The organism is Isoptericola sp. BMS4 (assembly GCF_011634835.1).
Classification (GTDB): Bacteria; Actinomycetota; Actinomycetes; order Actinomycetales; family Cellulomonadaceae; genus Isoptericola.
In genome coordinates this window covers 136544-157606 of sequence record NZ_SIRP01000001.1, presented here as the reverse complement: position 1 = coordinate 157606, position 21063 = coordinate 136544, and the positions used below count along the sequence as shown (strand labels likewise).

At 73.9% G+C, this 21063-nt stretch carries 20 protein-coding genes; 7 read left to right on the top strand and 13 right to left on the bottom strand.

What is annotated here, in order from left to right:
• Window positions 1-113: 113 nt before the first annotated feature.
• Genes EYB28_RS00715 through EYB28_RS00700 form a run of 4 tightly spaced genes read left to right on the top strand, consistent with a single transcriptional unit; the run spans window position 114 to window position 4102 of the window.
• Window positions 114-779, top strand: coding sequence for a copper resistance CopC family protein (locus EYB28_RS00715; RefSeq protein ID WP_166844001.1), 666 nt, complete (start codon window positions 114-116; stop codon window positions 777-779).
• 11 nt (window positions 780-790) lie between these two features.
• Window positions 791-1381, top strand: a complete 591-nt coding sequence (locus EYB28_RS00710) for a copper chaperone PCu(A)C (protein ID WP_166843999.1) — start codon at window positions 791-793, stop codon at window positions 1379-1381.
• Window positions 1381-2607 carry a Dyp-type peroxidase gene (locus tag EYB28_RS00705; protein WP_166843997.1) on the top strand — a complete coding sequence of 409 codons (1227 nt, stop codon included), beginning with the start codon at window positions 1381-1383 and terminating at the stop codon, window positions 2605-2607. The genes EYB28_RS00710 and EYB28_RS00705 overlap by 1 nt, the downstream gene beginning before the upstream one ends.
• A 10-nt stretch (window positions 2608-2617) precedes the next feature.
• Window positions 2618-4102, top strand: a complete 1485-nt coding sequence (locus tag EYB28_RS00700) for a PepSY domain-containing protein (RefSeq protein WP_166843995.1) — start codon at window positions 2618-2620, stop codon at window positions 4100-4102.
• Window positions 4103-4134: 32 nt separating this feature from the next.
• Here EYB28_RS00700 and EYB28_RS00695 read toward each other — a convergent pair whose 3' ends face one another.
• Window positions 4135-5661, bottom strand: a complete 1527-nt coding sequence (locus EYB28_RS00695) for an alpha-N-arabinofuranosidase (RefSeq protein WP_240930321.1) — start codon at window positions 5659-5661, stop codon at window positions 4135-4137.
• A gap of 90 nt (window positions 5662-5751) precedes the next feature.
• The gene (locus EYB28_RS00690; protein WP_166843993.1) at window positions 5752-6285 is read right to left on the bottom strand and encodes a CGNR zinc finger domain-containing protein; all 534 of its coding nucleotides are present in this window, start codon (window positions 6283-6285) and stop codon (window positions 5752-5754) included.
• Window positions 6286-6311: 26 nt separating this feature from the next.
• Here EYB28_RS00690 and EYB28_RS00685 point away from each other — a divergent pair, with 26 nt between their 5' ends.
• Both EYB28_RS00685 and EYB28_RS00680 read left to right on the top strand, forming a co-directional pair.
• On the top strand, window positions 6312-6527 hold the full coding sequence (locus EYB28_RS00685) for a hypothetical protein (RefSeq protein WP_166843991.1): 216 nt from the start codon (window positions 6312-6314) through the stop codon (window positions 6525-6527).
• 237 nt (window positions 6528-6764) lie between these two features.
• Entirely contained in the window at window positions 6765-6941 is a 177-nt protein-coding gene (locus EYB28_RS00680; RefSeq protein ID WP_166843757.1) for a hypothetical protein, read from the top strand.
• 245 nt (window positions 6942-7186) lie between these two features.
• Here the strand turns inward: EYB28_RS00680 and EYB28_RS00675 are convergent, their stop codons facing one another.
• The 9 genes from EYB28_RS00675 to EYB28_RS20515 all read right to left on the bottom strand — a co-directional run bounded on the left by EYB28_RS00675 (window position 7187) and on the right by EYB28_RS20515 (window position 16820).
• Window positions 7187-7498 carry a hypothetical protein gene (locus EYB28_RS00675; protein WP_166843989.1) on the bottom strand — a complete coding sequence of 104 codons (312 nt, stop codon included), beginning with the start codon at window positions 7496-7498 and terminating at the stop codon, window positions 7187-7189.
• Between the two features lie 57 nt (window positions 7499-7555).
• Window positions 7556-8233 carry a hypothetical protein gene (locus tag EYB28_RS00670; protein ID WP_166843987.1) on the bottom strand — a complete coding sequence of 226 codons (678 nt, stop codon included), beginning with the start codon at window positions 8231-8233 and terminating at the stop codon, window positions 7556-7558.
• Complete coding sequence (locus EYB28_RS00665; RefSeq protein ID WP_166843986.1) at window positions 8230-9537, bottom strand: M23 family metallopeptidase; 1308 nt, start codon at window positions 9535-9537, stop codon at window positions 8230-8232. The genes EYB28_RS00670 and EYB28_RS00665 overlap by 4 nt, the downstream gene beginning before the upstream one ends.
• A gap of 16 nt (window positions 9538-9553) precedes the next feature.
• Complete coding sequence (locus tag EYB28_RS00660; RefSeq protein ID WP_166843984.1) at window positions 9554-10198, bottom strand: hypothetical protein; 645 nt, start codon at window positions 10196-10198, stop codon at window positions 9554-9556.
• Window positions 10198-12492, bottom strand: a complete 2295-nt coding sequence (locus EYB28_RS00655; protein ID WP_166843982.1) for a hypothetical protein — start codon at window positions 12490-12492, stop codon at window positions 10198-10200. Before EYB28_RS00655 ends, EYB28_RS00660 begins: the two co-directional genes overlap by 1 nt.
• Window positions 12489-15203 (bottom strand): ATP-binding protein, encoded by a 2715-nt coding sequence (locus EYB28_RS00650; RefSeq protein ID WP_166843980.1) that lies wholly within the window; start codon window positions 15201-15203, stop codon window positions 12489-12491. Before EYB28_RS00650 ends, EYB28_RS00655 begins: the two co-directional genes overlap by 4 nt.
• Window positions 15200-15709, bottom strand: a complete 510-nt coding sequence (locus tag EYB28_RS00645; protein WP_166843978.1) for a hypothetical protein — start codon at window positions 15707-15709, stop codon at window positions 15200-15202. The genes EYB28_RS00650 and EYB28_RS00645 overlap by 4 nt, the downstream gene beginning before the upstream one ends.
• A 4-nt stretch (window positions 15710-15713) precedes the next feature.
• A complete protein-coding gene (locus tag EYB28_RS00640; protein ID WP_166843976.1) occupies window positions 15714-15938 on the bottom strand; it encodes a hypothetical protein in 225 nt (74 codons plus the stop codon).
• Window positions 15939-16172: 234 nt separating this feature from the next.
• On the bottom strand, window positions 16173-16820 hold the full coding sequence (locus tag EYB28_RS20515) for a CatB-related O-acetyltransferase (protein WP_304599228.1): 648 nt from the start codon (window positions 16818-16820) through the stop codon (window positions 16173-16175).
• Between the two features lie 164 nt (window positions 16821-16984).
• Between EYB28_RS20515 and EYB28_RS00630 the strand changes: the two genes are divergently transcribed.
• Window positions 16985-19129: a heavy metal translocating P-type ATPase gene (locus EYB28_RS00630; protein WP_205710969.1), complete on the top strand. Its 2145-nt coding sequence runs from the start codon at window positions 16985-16987 to the stop codon at window positions 19127-19129.
• 21 nt (window positions 19130-19150) lie between these two features.
• Here EYB28_RS00630 and EYB28_RS00625 read toward each other — a convergent pair whose 3' ends face one another.
• Both EYB28_RS00625 and EYB28_RS00620 read right to left on the bottom strand, forming a co-directional pair.
• Window positions 19151-19441: a DUF1905 domain-containing protein gene (locus EYB28_RS00625; RefSeq protein WP_166843972.1), complete on the bottom strand. Its 291-nt coding sequence runs from the start codon at window positions 19439-19441 to the stop codon at window positions 19151-19153.
• A 70-nt stretch (window positions 19442-19511) separates the two neighbouring features.
• Window positions 19512-21062, bottom strand: coding sequence for a glucoamylase family protein (locus EYB28_RS00620; RefSeq protein ID WP_166843970.1), 1551 nt, complete (start codon window positions 21060-21062; stop codon window positions 19512-19514).
• Between the last annotated feature and the right edge of the window lies 1 nt (window position 21063).

Below are 21063 nucleotides of genomic sequence, written 5' to 3'. Positions count from 1 at the left end.
GTGCCCGCGCGCTGATCCGTGCCCGCGCTCCGCGGGCGAGCGGGACGCCGCACGTGCGTCCCGTCGACGCATGCTCCGACGCCCTTCCGCGGCGTCCCAGGAGAGGTCCCCCTATGTCTCGTTCCCGTCCCCTCGTGGCGGGACTGCTGACGGCCGTCGTCGCGATCCTCGCGACGGCGCCGCCGGCGTCCGCCCACGACCAGCTGATCTCGAGCGACCCGGCTCACGACGCCGTCCTGGCCGCGCCCCCGTCGGAGGTGTCGATGGAGTTCTCCGACGACATCCTCGACATGGGCGCGGCTGTCGTCGTCGCCGACGAGTCCGGCACTGACCGGTCCGAGGGCGAGGTGTCGATCGACGGTCCCGTCGTGACGGTGCCCCTGCAGGAGCTGCCCGGCGGCTCCTACGAGGTGCGCTGGCGCGTGGTGTCGTCCGACGGCCACCCGATCTCGGGCGTCGTGCCGTTCTCCGTCGAGGGCGGGGACGACGGAGCAGGCGACACTCCCGCGGACGCCGGCGAGGCGGCTGCCGACGAGGACCCCGCTGAGGATCCCGGCCAGGAGACCGCGGGGGCGGACGCCGAGACGTCGGCCACGGACAGCGCACGGAGCCGGACCGCGACCGAGGACGGGGGGACCCTGCGGGTCGTCCTCGTCGCAGCAGGGGGCGCCGTCGTGGCGCTCGGCCTGCTCGCACTCGTCCAGATCCTCCGCCGCCGCAGGAACGCGGCCGGCGCCGACGACACCGAGCACGGCTCGGGCACGTCGGGAACACCGTGAAAGGCACCTCCGTGACCCACCGCACCACCCACTCCACCGCTCGGACGACCTCACGCCTCGGCGTCGTCCTCGCCGCCGCCGCGCTCGGCCTCGCCGGGTGCGCCTCGGACGGCGCGGCAGCCGACGACACGGACGCCCCCGCCGCCGAGGAGGTGACCGTCTCCGACGCCTGGGTCAAGGCGGCCGACTCCGGCATGTCGGCCGCGTTCGGCGAGCTCACCAACACCGGGGCCGAGGACGTCACGATCACGTCCGTGAGCACCGAGGCCGCGGCGATGGTCGAGCAGCACGAGACGGTCGAGAACGAGACCGGCGAGATGACCATGCGCGAGGTCGAGGGCGGCCTCGTCGTCCCGGCCGGCGGGACGCTCGTGCTCGAGCCGGGCGGCAACCACCTCATGCTGATGGACCTCACCGGCCCGATCGAGGCCGGCGAGGAGGTGACCGTCACCCTCACGTACGCGGACGGTTCCACCGCGGACCTCACCGCACCGGTCAAGGACTACTCCGGCGCGAACGAGAGCTACGGCGGTGGCTCCGACCACGACCACGAGGACGCCGACGGCACGGGGGACTCGGACGACATGGACATGGAGGGCTGATGCCCGCGCCCGGCAAGGGCGCCCGCACCGACCGCACCGGGTCGACCCGGCGGCAGTTCCTCCTCGGGGGAGCTGTCGCCGGCGTCGGCGCGGCCGCCGCGGTCGGCGCGGACCAGGCCCTCACCAGCACCGACGCCCCCGCGGTCGACGCGGCGCCCCTGCACGGCGCCCAGACCGTGCCGTTCCACGGCGCCCACCAGGCCGGCATCGACACCGACGCGCAGGCGCACGGCCTCTTCGTGGCCCTCGACCTGCGCGACGGCACCGACCGCGAGGCGCTGCGCCGCATGATGCGCATCCTCACCGACGACGCCGCGCGGCTCACCCGCGGTGAGCCCGCGCTGGCCGACTCCGAGCCCGAGCTCGCCGTCGCGCCGTCGCGCCTCACCGTGACGTTCGGCGTCGGACCCCGGTTCGTCGCCCGGGCCCGGGGCGAGGCCCCGGGGTGGTTGAAGGCGCTGCCGTCGTTCACGGTGGACCGGCTCGTGCCGGAGCTGTCCGACGGCGACCTGCTGCTGCAGGTGGCCGCCGACGACCCGCTGACCGTCGCGCACGCCTCGCGGATGCTCCTCAAGGACGCCCGCAGCTTCGCCACCGTGCGGTGGACCCAGCAGGGGTTCCGGCGCGCGCACGGCACCGTGCGGCCCGGTACCACGATGCGCAACCTCTTCGGGCAGGTCGACGGCACCGCCAACCCGGTCCCGGGGACGGCGGACTTCGACCGGCTCGTGTGGGCCGGTGACGGGTGGCTCGCCGGCGGCACGGGCGTCGTCGTGCGTCGCATCCGCATGACCCTCGACACCTGGGACGAGCTCGACCGCAGCGGGCGGGAGCAGTCCGTGGGCCGGTACCTGTCCGACGGCGCGCCGCTCACCGGCACCGACGAGCACGACGAGCCGGACTTCGAGGCCACGACGGAGATCGGGTTCCCGGTCATCCCCGAGTTCTCGCACCTGCGGCGCGCCCGCAGCGAGAACCCCGACGAGCGGATCTTCCGGCGCGCCTACAACTACGACGACGGCGGGTCCGGGACGCAGGTCTCCGACGCCGGCCTGATCTTCGTGTCCTACCAGGCCGACGTCGAGCGGCAGTTCGTGCCCATCCAGCGGCGGCTCGACGAGCTGGACCTCCTCAACCGGTGGACGGTCCCGATCGGCTCCGCCGTCTTCGCCGTCCCACCCGGGTGCGACGAGGACGGCTTCATCGGCGAGACCCTCCTGACCTGAAGGCGAGATCATGACGACGACGTCCACCACGCCCGACATCCGCCCGCCCACGGAGCACGCGCCACCGCCCGCGCCGCGCCGCACCCGCGGGTGGTTCGGCGCCCTGCTGCTGCGGCTGCACTTCTACGCCGGCGTCCTCGTCGGCCCGTTCATCCTCGTGGCCGCGACCAGCGGCGCGCTCTACGCGATCACCCCGGCCGTCGAGCAGGTGGTCTACGACCACGAGCTGCACGTCCCGGCCACCTCGACGACCCTGAGCCTCGCCGAGCAGATCGACATCGCCGAGGCGTCCGTCGGCGGCGACGACGTGACGCTGTCGGCCGTGCGCCCGGCCCCCGAGCCGGGCGACACGACCCGTGTGATGTTCGCCGAGGAGGGGCTGGGGTCCAGCGAGTCGCGAGCGGTCTTCGTCGACCCGGGGACCGGCGAGGTCCGCGGCGACCTCACCGTCTACGGCACCAGCGGCGCCCTGCCGCTGCGCACCTGGGTCGACCAACTGCACCGGTCGCTGCACCTCGGTGACGTCGGACGGTTCTACAGCGAGCTCGCGGCGTCGTGGCTCGGCGTCGTCGCGCTCGCGGGTCTCGGCCTGTGGATCGTCCGGGTGCGGCGGACCCGCCGCAAGGCCGAGATGGTGCGCCCCTCCCTGCGTGCCAGGGGGTACCGGCGGCTGTTCTCGTGGCACACATCCCTGGGGGTATGGGTGCTGCTCGGCGCGCTGTTCCTCTCCGCCACGGGGATCACCTGGTCCCAGCTCGCCGGCGGGCGGGTCGGCGACCTGCGGTCGGCCCTGTCGTGGGAGACGCCGGCGGTGAGCACGAGCCTCGGCGACGGCGGCGCGGCGCCGTCGGGCGAGCACGCCGGCCACGGCGGGACGGCCGCGGAACCCCCCGGTGCGGCGAACCCGGCCACCTTCGACGCCGTGCTGGCGATCGGGCAGCGGTACAACGTCGACACGGGCCTGGTCGAGATCAGGCCCCCGGCCGAGCCGGGGACCGCCTGGGTGGTGCAGGAGATCCAGCGCAGCTACCCCACCGAGGTGGACGCCGTCGCGATCGACGGCACGACCATGCAGGTCGTGGACCGGACCGACTTCGACGAGTTCCCGATGCCCGCGAAGCTGACCCGCTGGGGCATCGACCTGCACATGGGATCCCTGTTCGGCCTGGCGAACCAGGTCGTGCTGTTCCTCGTGGCCGGGACGATCGCCACCATGGTGGTGCTCGGCTACCTGATGTGGTGGCGACGGCGCCCGACCCGGTCCCCGCGCACGCTCGCGGGGAGCCCGCCGCGCCGCGGCGTCCTGCGCGGCGCCCCGTGGTGGGGCATCGCCGCCGTGCTCGCCGTCGCCTGCCTCGTCGGCTGGGCGCTGCCGCTCGTCGGGTGGACCCTCGCCGGGTTCGTCGTGCTCGACGTCGTCCTGGGCGCCGTCGCCGCCTCCCAGAGCGGCCGATCGAGCGTCTCTGCTCGTCCGGAATCCGGGCGCGAAACCTGACGAACAGAGACGCTCGATACCGGGCTCGGCGGTCAGGCCAGGGGGAGGCGGACGGTCGCGAAGGCGGCGGGCGGCAGCTCGGCCGTGAGCACGCCGTCGTCGACGCGGACGCCGTCCAGCGGGCGGGGCGCGACGGCGTCCGGCTCGTCGAACGTGTTGTGGGCGGCGGGGTCGTCGGCGGTGAGGACGGTCGCGACGGGCGAGCCGACGGCGCGCCCCCGCAGGTCGATGCGCACGGTCGCCGGGCCGTCGGGGTCGAGGTTGGTCAGCGAGACCAGGACCGCGCCGTCCTTCGTGGACGCGGACGCCGAGACCGAGGGGACCGCGGTGCCGCCGACGTCGTGGCGGGCGCGGTCGGCGACGTCACGCACGGGCAGGGCGGTGGCGTCGTGGTGGCCGGCGCTCATCGCGAAGGCGTGGAACGTGGGGGTCCGGATCATGCGCGCGCCGTCGGTGAGCAGCATGGACTGCAGCACGTTGACGGTCTGGGCGATGTTCGCCAGGCGCAGGCGCCGGGCGTGGTCGTGGAAGGCGTCGAAGTGGACGGAGGCCACGAGGGCGTCGCGCAGCGCGTTCTGCTGGTACAGGAACCCCGGGTTCGTGCCGGGCTCGACGTTCCACCAGGTGCCCCACTCGTCGAGGGCGAGCCCGAGCTTCGCCTGCGGGTCGTAGGCGTCCATGACGGCGGAGTGCCCGGCGAGGATGCGCCGCACGTCGAGGGCCTTGCGCATCGTGGCCCAGTACTCGTCGCGCGTGAACTCGGTCGCGGAGCCCTTGTCGCCCCACGTGCCGGCGAACGTGTAGAAGTGGAACGAGATCATCTGGAACAGGTCGCGGGGGTTCGCGTCGCCGAGGCTCGCGATCTGCTGCATGAGCGTCTCGGTCCAGGCGTAGTCGTCGTCCGACGCGCCGGCGGCGATGCGCACCAGCCGGTTGTCGCCGTGGTCGCGCGCGTAGGTGGCGTGCTGCCGGGCGAGCGACGCGAACTGGTCGGCGCGCAGGTTGCCGCCGCAGCCCCACGGCTCGTTGCCGATGCCGAACAGGGCGATGCTCCAGGGCTCCTCCCGGCCGTGCTCGCGGCGCAGGCGCGCCATGGGGGCGTCGTCGCCGCGGGTCAGGTACTCCACCCAGTCGGCGGTCTCCTGCACCGATCCGGAGCCGACGTTCGCGGACACGTACGGGGCGGTGCCGAGCAGCTCGCACAGCGCCATGAACTCGTGGGTGCCGAAGGAGTTGTCCTCGACGACGTCGCCCCAGTGGGTGTTGGCGATGCGGGGCCGCTCGTCGCGCGGACCGACGCCGTCGCGCCAGTGGTAGGTGTCGGCGAAGCAGCCGCCGGGCCAGCGCAGGTTGGGGATGCTCAGCTCGCGCAGGGCCTCGACGACGTCGGTGCGGATGCCGCCGACGTTCGGGATGTCGGAGTCCTCGCCCACCCAGAAGCCCTCGTAGACGCAGCGCCCGAGGTGCTCGGCGAAGTGCCCGTACACGTGGCGGCTGATCGTGGGACCGGGGACGTCCAGGTCGACGACGGCGTCGAGCACGGGGGCACGGTCGGTCACGGGAGGCTCCTTTATCGGTACAGGTCGAACCGGCCTGAGGCTACCGTGAGAGCGGGCCGAGCAGCCGGGTGTCTCACGAGCCCGGGAGCGTCATCGGGCTCGTGCGCGGTGCCGGCGGACCGCCGCCCGGTTCGCGCAGCGCACGGAGCAGTAGCGCCGGCGGCCGTTGCGGGTGACGTCGACGACGACGGCGGTGCACTCGCCCGGCATGAGCAGCCCGGCCTCGCACCGTCCGAGGCGGTGCATGCCGCGCGTCGTGAGGTGCAGCGCCGTGCCGACGCTGATGACGGCGTGCAGCACGTGCGCCAGCGACTGGTCCTCGTCGCGGTAGTGCAGGTGCCAGCCCTCGTCGTCGTGGTCGGTCAGCCGCGGGTAGGCGGCCGCGGCTGCCATCTGGGCGTTGAGGAGCCGGGCCCGCTCGGGCGCGGTGGGGGCGTCCACCACCGTCAGCCAGTCGTCGATGACGCGGCGGGTGCTCGCGTGGTCGTCGGGGCGTTCCGCGAACGCCATCGTCATGCCGAACTCGCGCGTCCGGGCCTCGATCCCGTGCCGGTCCGCCGGCCAGTCGTCGGCCAGGGACGCGGCGAGGAGCACCGCGTACTCGCCGTAAGGGTTGAGATGCACAAGACCATGACACCATGGTCGTGGGCATGCGCAACCTGCGAACCCATGACGACCGCCTCCCGGTGCCCACCGCGACGCACGAGCACGCCTGGCAGGTGGAGTCGCGGCACGCGACGTCGGCCGGGTGGGTGCTCTACGTGCGGTGCGCAGGGTGCGAGACGCGCCGGGTGGACGTCCAGGACCACCCGTCCGGCGTCCCGGCGGCGCTGAGCCGCGAGCTGGGGTCCGGCGAGGTGCGGTGACGTCCGGGATGTCGACGTCGGTCGAGGTGGCACACGCGCCTGTTGCCTGCCCTGTCGGGACCTGTGGGTTCGGCATGACCCTGGCGGCGCGAGCGGCCGAGGCCGGCGCGCGGCTTCCCGACCGGCTCGCCGGGCCCGTCCACGGAATGAGACCGGTATGGCTTCGCCGGGTCGAATTGCCGCGGGTTCAGTATCGTCAATGGAGACAGGGCAACATAGTTCGTTGACCGAGAGGGCGTGAGCACCATGCCTCCCAAGGCCAAGACATTGTTGATTTGGCTCGTCGTGATCTTCCTGATCTACGCGGTCGTGACCAGCCCGGATGCAGCCTCGAACATCGTCACGGGAATTTGGGAGTTCATCATCGGAGCCTTCCGCGGCTTCGGCGAGTTCTTCTCGAACCTGGCGAGCTGAGGTTTCGCGCAAGACGTCGGGGGACAGCTGCCCTGCCGCACGGCACGGTGGTCCGGCCCCGTCGTCTCGCCGCGCGGTCGTGATACCCGGTGGCGAGGTGGCCGCCGGGTCGGGGTCGGCCTGCGCCGTTCTCGTGCGGCCGAGTGGAGCCGGCCTGAGCCTGACCCTGTCATGGGCTCGGCATGACCTCCGCGTGCCCGGCGCTGCCCGTCACGCGGTCGCGACTCGTGGGCATGGTGCCTGCGTCAGCGGCCGGTGGTCCGCGCGGCGGTGGCCCTGGACCGCTCGCGACGGCGCCGCCGGCGTGCTCCCGCGGCGAACAGCAGGATCAGCACGAACGGGACGGCGAGCACCCCGACGCCGAGGAGGTCCACGCGGTCGACGGAACCCACGAGGGGGAGCGTGACGGCGTGGCCGGCCTGGAGCTCGCCCCACGTGGACTCGATCCAGGGGCGGACCTGGGCCGTCCAGGTCTGCTTGAGGAGATACAGGCCGCCGAGGGCCAGGAGGACGTAGACGATCTCCGTGAGGTCCTTGTCGTTCTCGTGGGAGGCCATGTCTCCTCATCCCGGATCGGTCGGTGCGTCGGTCGGTGCGCCGTACGGTGGCGAGCCTCAGTCGTAGACGAAGAGGCGGTGGATCGGCAGGGTCTCGATGGTGTCCTGCGTCTCGCCGTGGTACGTGAACTGGGTGATCCACCAGATCGCCGGCGGGAGCAGGTTGACGCTGATGTCCCCGGCGACATCGACGGGCTCGCTCACGGCGTACCACCACGACCACTCGCTGGGGGCGTGCTGGAGCCGGACGCGTCGGCCGGTCAGGCCCGTCACCTCCCGCGCGGGCCGGGGCCGCCGCGCGGGCGGCTCGTCGAGGGTGCGCTGGACCTTCGTGAGCCACGACCCGTCGCCGGCCGGCCGGTCCTCGGCGTCGGCCTCCGGGGCCCCCTCGTCCTGGCCCGCGGCGTCGCGGTAGACCCACGTGTAGTCGACCGGCCACTGCTGCATGGTCAGGCCCCGCTCGGGGTAGCCCTTGTGCAGCCACCACAGCAGGGGCGACGTCACGTGGAGGGACTCCCGGGGCTCGGTCTCGCGGGGCAGGGTGATGGTCTCCCGGTCGCCGCGGGCGAGCACCTGGCCGTCGATGTAGTAGCGGCCGGGCAGGCCGATGGTCAGCTCGTCGCCCACCTCCAGGCCGGGGACGTGCCGGGCGGGGACCGGGTACCGGACCGGCGGCGGTGCCACCTGCCAGGTGATGTCCGTGTAGGCGAAGACCTCGGCGCCGTCGTCCCTCATGCGGACGCCCCCAGCTCGACGCCGTGGGCCGGCATGAACGTCTCCGGGTCCACCGGGTCGCCGTCCACGTGCACCTCGAAGTGGTAGTGGGCGCCGGTGCCGACGCCCGTGTCGCCGGTCAGCGCGATGCGTTCCCCGGCCTCGACCCGCTGCCCCGGCCGGACCAGCACCTCCGAGAGGTGGAGGTGGCGGGTCGCGATCCCGCCGCCGTGGGACACCTGGACGACCAGGCCGCCGCCGGACGTCCAGGTGACCTCCTCGACGACCCCGGCGTGCGGCGCGACCACCGGCGTCCCGACGGCGGCGTGGAAGTCGGTGCCCGCGTGCAGCCGCCACTCGCCGAACACGGGGTGCAGCCGCCGGCCGAAGTGCGAGGTGACCGCCGCCTCGATCGGCGCCGTCCAGGCTCCGGCGCCGAGGTCCGGGCCCGTGGACAGCCCGCCGCCGCCCGCCGCCGAGGCGAGCTCGAAGCTCTCCTCGCAGTACGCCTGGACGTCGTACCCGGCGTCGCGGTAGTCCGCCACGACGGCGGCCGCGTCGTCGACCGTCGCCGCGGGTGCTTCGTCGCGGGGCGACGTGTCCGCCGGCGTGCTGCCCGCGAGGGCCTCGACGACGACCCGGGCACGCTCCTCGTGCTTGGCGTAGGCGTCGGGGAAGGCGGAGCGCTGGACCTTCTGCGCGGCGACGGTGACCGGCAGGTCCTGCCAGCCCGCCACCTCGAGCAGACCGCCCGGCGACGCCGTGCCGGTCCGCTCGTCGTAGTGCGGCGAGCGGGGGCCGCCGAAGAACGCCCGGGCGGCGAACGACGGCGTCCGCACCTGCGCGTCGGTGCCCCACCCCTGCGACGGGCGCTGCTGGAACAGCCCGAGGGAGTCCCGGTCGCCGTACGCGACGTTCCGCAGCCCGGACTCCTGGATGGCGGTGGCGATCGCGACGACCAGCCCCCGCTCGCCGACGCCGGCCGCCTTGCCGGCCGCGATGATCGCCCGGGCGTTCGCGACCTGGTCCTCGGAGCCCGGGCCGAACCCCGCCACCGGCCCGCCGCTCGGGATCGCGGGCTGCCGGTCGACCGGGGGCGGCGCGTAGGCCGCCTGGTCCACCTGGTAGCCCAGCGCGGTGCAGGCCGTCGCGGACTCGGCCTCCTCCTCCGCGCCCGCCAGCATCATCGCCGCACCCCCCAGCATCACGGCGCACCCCAGGAGGAGCACGCCCGCCGCGGCCACGAGCACCGGCCAGCGGCGCGCGAACCAGCCGACGACCGCGGTCCGGAACCAGGCCGACGCGAGGGCGAGAGCGGCTTCCACCGGCGTCCCCCCGCCGTCACGCGGCCGTCTCGACGCGCGACGCGAGCCACGGCTCACCCTCGCCGTCGCGGGCGACGGTCACGCGGATCCACGCCCCGCTGGTCGTCGGGACGTCGAAGATGCCCTCCTCCGCGTTGATCGCGACCTGCACCGGCTCGCCCGCCACGGCGGTGTCGGGGGTGCGGGCAGGGTCGGTCTCGGCGAGGCCGCCGTCCCACATCTCGACGGTGACCAGGGGACGCACCTGCCGTCCCCACGCCGCGGCGCCGAGGTCCGGGCGCGCCCAGGCGGCGACGAACGCCGCGGCCGCGTCCGCCGCCGCGGCCGAGGGATTGTCCGCGGCCGGGTCGTCGCTGAGCGCGTCGGTCGCACCGCCTGCCTCCTCGGTCCCCGTGCCCGCCGTGGCCGGCGTGCTCGCCGTGAGCTCGGGGTCGACCGGCGTCGCCGCCGGCGCGGTCTCCCCGGAGGGCGCGGCCCCGGGCGTCGCGGTTGCCGCGGGCGCCGAGGCCGTGGCGGTCGGCACCTCCGCCGACGGCGTGACGTCGTCGCCGTTGAGCTCGCCGGCCACGAACGTCACGACGAGCACCGCGACGACCACGGACACCAGCCTGGTGGGCGAGTACAGCGGCCACCGGACCACGGGCGCGATGAGCTGCCACATCAGCGGTACTCCTCGTCGTTGTCCGCCGCGGCCGCCGCCGGCGGCCGCCAGAGCTCGAAGACCTGCGCGCCGTCGACCGTGCGGGTGTTCGTGTCGGTGATCCCGGACGGCAGGGAGTCGGAGCGCTGCATGACCGTCGGGGGAGGGCTCGTCTTGGACGACGGCTTCGCCAGGTTCTCCTCGGCGGCCGCCGCCGCGATCCCGTCGGCGACCCCTGCGGCGCCCGCGGCCTCGGCCGCCCGGCGGGCGCGCCGGGTCGGTGCGGTGGTGGGCCTCGTCGCGGCCGCGGGCGTCCTCGCGGCGTCGCCCTCGGACGGCGTCGCGTCGGGGCGGCGGTCCGCCGTCCCGACCCCCCGGGAGCTCGGTTCCGGGGACGGGGCGGGCCGGGTCCGGGCGGGAGGCACGAACGTGGGGGAGACGTCCGACTGGCGACGGCGCGGCCCGCCCACCTCGGTGCCCGCCGCCGCGGCCGTGCCCACCGCGGCGCCCGTCGCGGCGGCGACCGCCGTCCCGCCCGGCGCTCCCGCGGGACGCAGCGGTGGCGACGAGGACCGTGCCTGGCGTCCCGCCGGCCGGCTCGTGTGCTGGGGCCCGGCCCGGTCGGCCCGCGCCCAGGTCGTGCCCGCCGCGGTCTGGGGCACCGGGCCCGTGTCCGCCACCGGGCTGTCGTCGTGGCGGCCCCCGCGAGCCCGCGCGGACCGCCGGCGGCGCGCGTCGGACAGCGCCTCCTCCTCGTCGTCGTCCGTCGCGTCGTCGACCCCCCGCCGCACGGCCCGGCGCGTGACCGCGGCGCGCGCCCCCGCGCCGGCCATCCGGCGCAGGCGGGCCATCCCCGGGATGGTGCGGCCCGGCCGCAGGATCTTGAACAGCACGATCATCACGACCAGGCACAGCGTGATCTTCAGGAGCCACGCGAGCTGCGAGGACAGGATCGCGCTGTCGATCAGCAGGTTCACCAGGGCCGCGACCCAGAACAGCGGGCCGAGGATCACGAACCGCCCCACGTTCTTCAGGACGGTGACGACCCACCCCTGCGCGGTGTACAGCAGCGCGACGAGTCCCACGGCCGGCGCCACCGGCACGAAGACGCGGACCACGGCGTACGACAGCACGATGAAGACGGCCGCCACCGCGAGGAACGGCATCGTGAAGCCGGTGCCGACGATCGCGGCGGCCGCCGCGTCCCACCGGCCGTTGTTCCCCGTGAGCTGCTGGTACGCGGCGCCGTCGGCGCGCTCGACGGCGGCCGCCGTCCGGACCCACAGCTCCTTCTTCGCGTCGATGATCGCGGCACCCGCCTCGGGGTCGTCCTCCACCGTCCGGGCCTCGTCCCAGGTCAGGTGCGAGGCGCGGAACAGGTCCGGCCCGTAGGCCGTCGCGACGTGGCTCGTCGTCGACCCGAGCGTCCCTTCCAGCCAGCTGTCGTACAGCATCTGCCGGTTGATCCCGTCGAACAGGTGGCTCAGCGCCTCCGAGGCCGGGTCGGCGGACGTCGCGGTACCGCCCGGGTCGCCCGGGACCGCCGGCCCCAGCACCTCGCCCGTGCCCGCCGTCGGGGCGCCGACGGCGCTCGCGGACGCGGTCACGGTCGTCTCGATCAGCCCGTCCACGGCCTGCGCGGAGGACACGGGGTAGCTCATGACGTAGGTGGTGGCGACGAGGGCCACCATCGCCCATCCCACGCTGGTGACGACGTGCGAGACGTCCGCGCGGCCGGCCGCCCAGAGGAGGGAGACCGCCACGACGAGCGCCGCCACGACGAACCACGGCGACCAGATCCCCGACTTCACGGTCTGGGTCGCGGCGGTGAGCACGCCGTCGAGCGGCGACAGCCAGTCCGGCACGACCACCAGGTCGAGCAGGCCGTGGGTGAAGGCGACCACGGCGGTCGACCCGCCGAGGCCGATGTTGCCCGCGGTCGTGCCGAAGTCGGGGCCGACGCCCGAGCCGGGGCGGCAGCCGGTGTCGTAGTTGACCCACGTGTACGAGTAGCCGTAGACGTCGCTCAGAGGCACGCCCAGGTCGTCGAAAGGGTCGGCGTCGGTGGCCGTGTCCGGGCGCGGGAAGAACTTCCCGGCCAGCCCCGCGGTGGGGCGGGTCGGCTCGGGGGCGTCGGCGCAGGCCTTCGCCGCCACCGGGCCGGCCGCCCGGACGGCGGTGGCCGCGGTCGTGCTCGCGGGGGCCGCGGTCGTGCTCGCGGACGCCGTCGCCGCGACGGCCGGGGCCGCGACGAGGCCGACCGTCAGCAGCAGGACGCCGAGGAGGCGGCGGAGCACGCCCGGGCCGGAGGTCATGTCATGACCTCCTCCGCCGTTGCCTGGTCGAGCGACCGGGCCGCACGGCGTCGCGCCGGGTCGGCGGTGCTGTCGAGCGCGGCCGACAGGAGCTCGTGGTTGGTGTAGTCGATGCGGATCTTCTCGATGCCTCCGCGGCCGTCGTCGCCGCCCATGCCGTCGCGGAAGATGAACTCGCGCGGGGTGCCGCGCTCCGCCGAGCGGCGCCGGCGCTTGGACAGGCCGCCGAACACGGACTCGTAGCCCATGCCGGTGGGCAGCTTCAGCAGCCGGCAGTTGGCCTCCTGGGCCGCGGCGTCGGTCGTCTTGCCGACGAAGGCGGCGCCGACGAAGTTGTTGATGTCCTGGCCGATGACGTTGGAGGCGTTCTGCGTGGACACGAGGCCGGCGATGTTGTGCTTGCGCGAGTCGGTCGACGTCTTCTGGACCAGCGTCGCGCCGGTCGAGACCTTCGTGATCTCGTGCAGCTCGTCGAGGAACAGGCCCTTGCGCTCGTGCCGGTCCACCCGGTAGACGCTGCGTAGCGCGGACCACGCGGCGAGCGTGAGGATCGGCCGGCTGAGCAGCTCCTCGTTCGTCCACTCGGCGCGGGACTTCGCCTCGTCGATGGTGGCCAGCCCCTTGAGGCTGAGGATCGTGAGGCGCTCGTCGGCGAGGTTCTCGCCGTGGTTGCCGTGGTAGGGGCTGGCGAAGAACAGCCGGGAGAGCTCTCGCTCGGAGGCCTCGCGCAGCCGCCGCACGATGGTGCGCGCCTCGTCGCCCTCGATGTTGTGCAGCGCCTTGAGCACGCCCTCGACGGTGGAGTAGGAGAGCGCCTCCGCGGCGTTCACCGCGTCGCGGAGCGTCGAGCGGACCGCCTTGCCGCGGTCGCTGGTGTAGTCCGTCTCCTCGGGCGGCAGGCACCACAGCAGCGTGTCGAACGTGAGGTCCCGCCGCTGCGCCGCAGCCGCCGTCCTGGCGAGGACGAACTTCTCCTCGGGGTCGTCCTCGTCGAGGTACCAGTCGCGCCGCGGGTCGGGCACCAGGGCGTACGGGTTGAGGGCGCCGGGCTCCGACTCGAGCAGGTTGACGGCGCGTGCGACCCCGCGGAACTCGGGCAGGTCGGCGAGGGGGCCGAGGAGGCCGGAGGGGTCCAGCACCGTCCACGGCACGCCCTGCGCGCAGGTCTTGTAGATGACGCCGCCGGCGAGCCAGGTCTTGCCGGCGCCGAGCCCTCCGACGATGGGCACGAGCCCGGACCCCTCGACGACCTCGGGCCCGTACCAGGGGTCCCACGTCACGGCGCGCTCGGCGAAGCCCGAGGTGTAGCCGATGAGGACGCCCCGCTTGTCCCCGACCTCCGCGGTGGCCGCCGGGACACCGGCGGCGAACTTGAGGATGGGCATGCGCCGGGTGTGCCCCGAGTTGGCCAGGGGCTCGCCGGGGACGAACTCGCGGGCGAGGCGGTACTGGTCGAACTCCCGCTCGATCTTGATGCCGGGCTTGTAGAGGTTCTGCACGGCCTTCGCCCGCTTGAGCGCGTCCTCCTCGGTGGGGCCGGAGACGGCGATACGGAACCAGCCCCGCACCCGGGTGGAGAGCCCGTCGAAGCCCGAGCGCATCTCGTCCTCGACGTCCGCCGCGCGGGCCGCCTGGCGCTTGAGCTGGCGCGGCGGCTCCTTGCCGTGGTCGATCACGTAGTGGTCGTGCTGGGCCAGCACGCGGTCGGAGAGCCGCCGCATCTCCTTGGCCGTCTCCTCGGGGTCGCGCACGTCGACGCGGAAGCTCCACTCGACGGGGAAGCGCAGCTTGTCCGTCTTCGCGATCCAGGGCTCCTCGCCCTCCGGGATCGCGAGGTCGCCCATGCGTCCGACCGTGAGGACGACGACGTGCCGGGTGAGCGGCTGGTCGCTCAGCGTCGAGTCCACGCGGACGGACTGGGCCAGCGGCTCCGCGCTCCACTGCACCCCGCCGGCGAACTCGTCCAGGTCCTCCTTCTCCCAGACGGTCTCCTCGACCACGTCCTGCTGCGGCACCGGGCAGCCGAGCGCGAACGAGCGCGCGAGCAGCCAGGCCATGTCGTTGCCGAGGGCGGGCTCGGCCTCGATCCCGGGCGCGGCCATCGTCTCGTCGAGGTCGTCGAGCCGGGTCTGCAGCGCGGCCAGCTCGCGCCGGGCGACGTCGGGCAGCACCCGTGACGTCAGGTCGACGGCGGTGGAGCGGGCGCCGAGGTCGACGCCGTAGTAGACGAGCTTGTCGGCCTGCATCCGGTCGCGGAGCTGCATCTGGTCGCGCTCGAGGATCTTGCCGAACCCCACCGTCGGGGAGGGCGAGTTGTTCCACGCGGCCTCGGCCCACGCCTGCACGGGGTAGGGGCGGGTCGTGATGCGGCCGTAGATCGTGCGGCCCACGAGGTCGGCGATCTGCGTGGCGTGCGAGACGATCAGCTGCTCCCCGTCCGCGACGGAGCGGAAGGACCACATCTGCGGGTCGAGGACGTACCAGGCGATCATCCGCTTGTCGGTGAACGTCACGTGGTTGGCGACCCGCGACAGCGCCCATCCCATCTCCGCGCCGAGCGGCTTGGGGACGTCGGGGTGGCGACCGCGCCCCCGGCGCGCCGCGCGGCGGCCCGAGGCCGAGGCGTCCTCGTCGCCCTCGACCGGGTCGTCGCCGAGGAGGACGTCGTCCTCGACGTCGTCGGCCGGCTTGCCGAAGAGGCGGAACCTCATGCGGGGCTCCCCTTTCGCGAGGCGGCCGCGGCGTGGGCGTAGTGCCGCCATCGGCGGCGGGGGACCGTGCCGTCGAGCGCGCCGCCGGGGACCGTCGCGGCCGGCCGGGCGTCGCGGGGCACGGCCCGTCGCGACGGGGCGTCCGGCGCCTGGATCCGGGTGGCGCGCCGCCGGAAGGCCCGCGTCCGCCGGGACGCCACCCGCCGGGTCGGGACGCGGCGGGCGGTGAGCTCGTGGGACATGGTCACCGCGAGCACGGAGACGGGTCGCTCCTGGCTCGTGTTGTCGACGATCCACTGCGCCAGGCGGATGGAGACCAGGACCGTCAGCGCGACGGACAGCAGCGAGAAGCCGATGCCGGTGCGCACGAGGAACGCGAGCCCGAGCATGATGAGCAGCGGGCCGATGGCCAGCGCCCGGTACCGCAGCCGGCCGACGTAGCGTCCCGGCGGGCCGAGATAGGTCTGGTCGACGTCGTAGATCTCGTCGTCGTCGGGCAGCTTCACGGCGTCATCCGCGGAGCATGTTGGCGACCCACTCACCGATCGCCTCGCCGGCCCCCGTGTTCGCCAGACCGAGCCAGATCAGACCGATGAGGCCGCACGCGACGATGGTCACGACGCGGGAGATGTCACCGCTCTTGCCCTTCCACAGGACGATCGCGGCGATGAGGATCAGGATCAGCGGGATGATGTTGTCCTGGATCCACTGGGAGATGCTCGGGATGCCGTTCACGTGTCTCTCCTCGCGTCAGCCCCGGTGCGGGGTGTGCATCGCGTCACACGGTACACATCGGACATTCGCTCGGCACGGTGCCGGTTCCGCCTCCTCGCGTCCTCGACCTGGTGGGCCGGACGCCGCCACGTCCCCGTGCCGGCGTCGTTGTGGCGAACGCTACCGAGGACGGCGCCGGACGGCTTGTCGACGTCTCACAGGGTGATCGTCATCGCGCGATCGGCGGCGCCGCGCTCACTGGTTCCCGAGGCGCTCCAGGTCCTGAGGCGTGCCGGCCATGATCGTCGCGGCGTGCTCGGTGATGCGCTCGACGGGCCAGTCCCACCAGCGCACGCGCAGCAGGCGCGCGACGTCCTCGTCGTCGTAGCGGACGCGGATCGTGCGTGCCGGGTTGCCCGCCACGACCGCGTACGGCGGCACGTCCTTGGTCACGACGCTGTGCGCGCCGATCACGGCGCCGTCGCCGATGGTCACGCCGGGCAGGATCGTCGCCTCGCGCCCGATCCACACGTCGTTGCCGACCACGGTGTCGCCCGGCTGCTCGATCGCGAGGAACGTGTCGAGGGTGTTCGCCGTCCAGTCGCCGCCGAACATCGTGAACGGGTACGTCGACGGTCCCGCCATCGGGTGGCTGCCGCCCGGCATGAGGAAGCTCGCGCCCGGGCCGATCGCCGAGAACCGGCCGATGACGAGCCGCTGCGGCCCGAACAGATAGTGCACGTTGGCCTGCTCGAACGGGGGTCGCGTGCCCTCGTCGTCGTAGTACGTGTAGTCGCCCACCTCCAGGAACGGCGACGTCGCCGTGTTCTTCAGGAACACGACGTTGGTGAGGTCGTCACGCGTCGTGGGGTGCGTGCGGTCGGGGTCGGGCACGTGGGGCACGGCGCTCCTTCGTCGTCGCGGCAGGTCCGGCACAGGATCGTACGCCGCCTCGACCGCGGTCGGCAGGAGCCGGTGCCGCCATAGACGGGAATACCGGTCAGGGGTATATTGCTCAGCGAGGAGATATACCCCATGGGGGTATGAACGCCGAGCGAGGGGACGCCATGACGGGGGACCGCGGGCACGATCACGGCACAGCGCCGACGATGGATCGCATGGATCACGAGGACCACTCCGGCCACGGTGCGCCCGCGGGTCCCAGTGCGCCCGCGGGTCACGGCGAGCACGCAGGACACGAGGGTCACGGCGGCCACGAAGGCCACGGAGGGCACGGCGACCACGTCGCGCAGTTCCGGCGGCCGTTCTGGATCATGCTGGTGCTCGCGGTCCCGACGGTGGCGTTCTCGCCGATGTTCGCGTCGCTGTTCGGGTACGACCTGCCCGGCGCCGCCTGGGTCGACGGGGTCTCCCCGGTGCTCGGCACGGTGATCTTCGCTTGGGGCGGGCGCCCGTTCCTCACGGGCGCGGTGAGCGAGCTGAAGGCGCGCACGCCCGGGATGATGCTGCTCATCGGCCTGGCGATCACGGTCGCGTTCGTCGCGTCGCTCGGCGCGAGCCTCGGGCTGCTCGACCACCAGCTCGACTTCTGGTGGGAGCTGGCGCTGCTGGTCGTCATCATGCTGCTCGGCCACTGGGTCGAGATGCGCTCGCTCGCGCAGACGACGTCGGCCCTCGACTCCCTGGCGGCGCTGCTGCCGGACGAGGCCGAGCGGGTGGAGGGCGAGCAAGTCGTCACCGTGCCGCCGTCCGACCTGCGGGTGGGCGACGTCGTCCTGGTCCGCCCGGGCGGCAGCGTCCCGGCCGACGGCCTCGTCGTGGACGGCCGTGCCGAGATGGACGAGTCGATGGTCACCGGCGAGTCCCGCACCGTCGCCCGCGCCACGGGCGACGACGTCACCGCCGGCACCGTCGCCACCGACTCGGGGCTGCGCGTCGAGGTCACCGCCACCGGCGACGACACCGCGCTGGCCGGCATCCAGCGGCTCGTCGCCGAGGCCCAGTCGTCGACGTCCCGCGCCCAGCGGCTCGCCGACCGCGCCGCCGGGTGGCTGTTCTGGTTCGCGCTCGGGGCCGCCGTCCTCACTGCGATCGCCTGGGTCGCGCTCGGGATGCCGGACGACGCGGTCGTGCGCACGATCACCGTGCTCGTCATCGCCTGCCCCCACGCGCTGGGCCTGGCCATCCCGCTGGTGGTCTCCATCGCCACCGAGCGCGCCGCCCGCGGCGGCGTCCTCGTCAAGGATCGCCTCGCGCTGGAGAGCATGCGGACCGTCGACGCCGTCCTGTTCGACAAAACCGGCACCCTCACGAAGGGCGAGCCCACCGTCGCGGACGTGGCGTCGTCCACCCTCGGCTCGGACGAGGTCCTCGCGCTGGCGGCCGCCGCGGAGGCGGACAGCGAGCACCCGCTCGCCCGGGCGATCGTCCGGGCCGCCGAGGAGCGCGGGCTCGACGTGCCGCGCGCGAGCGACTTCTCGTCGTCGCCGGCGGTCGGCGTCGTCGCGACGGTCGACGGGCACGAGGTGCGGGTCGGCGGGCCGCGGCTGCTCACCGAACAGGGTGCCGACGAGGCGGCCGAGGCGGAGGCGTGGCGCGCGGAGGGCGCGATCATCCTGCACGTGCTGCGGGACGGCGCCGTCGTCGGCGGGCTGAAGCTCGCCGACGAGGTCCGATCGGAGTCCGCCCAGGCGGTCGCGGCTCTGCACCGACGCGGCGTGCAGGTCGTGATGATCACGGGGGACGCGGAGGCCGTGGCCCGGTCCGTGGCGGACGAGCTCGGCATCGACCGGTACTTCGCGGGCGTGCGGCCGGAGGACAAGTCGAGCAAGGTCGCCGAGCTGCAGGGCGAGGGCCGCAAGGTCGCGATGGTCGGGGACGGCGTCAACGACGCCCCGGCGCTCGCACAGGCCGACGTCGGCATCGCGATCGGCGCCGGCACCGACGTCGCCATCGCGTCGGCGGGCGTCATCCTCGCCAGCGACGACCCGCGGTCCGTGCTGTCGGTGATCGAGCTGTCGCGGGCGAGCTACCGCAAGATGAAGCAGAACCTGTGGTGGGCCGCGGGGTACAACCTGCTGTCCGTGCCGCTCGCGGCGGGCGTGCTCGCGCCGGTCGGCTTCGTGCTGCCGATGTCCGTGGGTGCGCTCCTCATGTCCGCCTCCACCGTGGTGGTGGCGCTCAACGCCCAGCTGCTGCGGCGGCTGGACCTGCGGCCCGACGTCACCACTCGCGCGGTGCTGGACCGCTGACCACGTCCCCGTCGGACGCCGTCAGATCCTGTCGAGGGTGAGCAGGACGGTGACGTCGTCGCCGTCGCCCACACCCTCGGCCCGGCGCACGGCGTCCTTGAGCGGCACGAGGTAGCCGCCGGCCTTCGGGAAGAGCGACGTCGTGAACATCGTGGCCCCGAGCCGGCCGGTCACCGGGATCACGCCCCAGCCGTAGGTGACCAGCGGCGCGACCGCCGCGATCGCCTCGGCCTCCGCGTCCGGCACGGCGACGTAGTAGTAGGGCGCCGGGCCGCGCCACTGGAAGACCTCGCCGCGCACCTCGAGCTCCATGGGACCAGCATGGCGCGGCCCACCCACGCGACGCCTCGCGAGGCGCCGGGCGGGTAGGCCGCGGTGCGGGTCAGTCGCGGCCGGAGGAGCCGAACTCCTCCATCGCCATGAGCGGCCGCACGTGCTCCTCCAGCGCCCCGGTCGACACGTACCGGCGCACGTCGTCGTCGGTGAGCGCGTTGCCGAGCGCCGCCATGATCATGCCCTGGTCGAGCGCCAGGTACCGCTGCGAGACCTGCCCGCTGCGCACGGCGACGGCGTCATAGAAGCCGCCCGGCCCGTAGGCGTCGAAGTCGCGGGCGATCCGCCGCAGGTTTGCGACGGCCTGCCCGGGCGCGTAGCGCAGCGCGAGGAACGACGCGTGCGGCGTCACGACGCCGTCGCCGTACTCCGTCGGCGCGGGCGAGCCCTCACGGCACCCCGCGTACGGCTGGTCCACGGACGTGCGCTCCTGGTCGGAGGTGTACCCGGGGCCGTCGAGGCCGAGCTGGTCCACCCCGTACTCGCGGTAGCCGCCCGCCGGGTCGTTCGACGGCGAGAAGCCCCAGTAGCCGTAGCCGGCCTCCTTGAGGCCGTGCTCGATCTGGCCCTGGACGTACAGCGGGTGGTTGACGCCCCACGACCGCGGGCCCCACTCCTCCTCGGGCACGAACAGCGGCACCATGAGCGCCTCGAACATGCTGCCGCCCCAGGTGGGCACCACCTGCATGCCGCGATATGGCAGGGTGCCCTCGAACACCCGCTGGCCCAGGTACTCCTTCCACTCGCCGTCGGCGTCGGTCTCCGTCCACGACCAGTCGCAGCTGTCCGACGGGTACGCGCGGGTCGTGCCGAAGTAGTGCTTCGCCGGGATCTGGCCCGCGGCGATGCCGAGGTAGGAGGCGATCCGCGGCTCGGTGTTGAACGCGCCGTAGTGGTGGCCGGTGTACCAGACGTCGACGCCCGTGCCGCAGTAGTCGCCGGTGACGGCGGCGTCGTTGCCGGGCCCGGCGTCCCAGAAGCCGCCGCGGATCTGGTTCGCCTCCGGGTCGTAGTAGCAGCCGAAGTCCATGTCCTCGCGGATGGCGTCGGCCTCGTCGGCGAGCGACGGCTCGGCGCGGCCGGCGAGCAGCAGCCCGGTGGCGAGCCACCCGTTGTCCACGCTGGAGAGGAACTGGTCGATCGGGCCGCCGCCGGGGAACGTGTCGAGTCGCTCCCCGGTGGCCGGGTCGTACCAGTTGTAGAACATGCCGCTGGGCTCGTGCCGCTGCATGCCGGCGACCGTGTCCAGCGTGGTGGCCATGCGGTCGTGCGCCTCGCCGGCGTCGATGAGGCCGACGTCGCGCGCCACCACGGTGCTCCACAGGTAGGCGCCGATGTTGGTGGGCGACGTGTAGCCGCCGCGGGTGGCGGGGTCGAGGTCGCCGCCGACGTTGTCGTCGGGCAGGCCCGTCTCCTCGACGGCCAGCGCCTCGAACGACCGCCAGGTGTCCGCGGCCCAGGTGCGCAGCAGCCGCTGCGAGCCGTCGGCGCCGCGGTCGGGAGCGGGGTCGGCGCTCGCGCCGCCGGGCAGCGTCGCGAGCACCAGGCCGGTGGTGGCCAGGGCGGTGACGAGCGTGCGTCGTGTCGTGCGTGTCCTCATC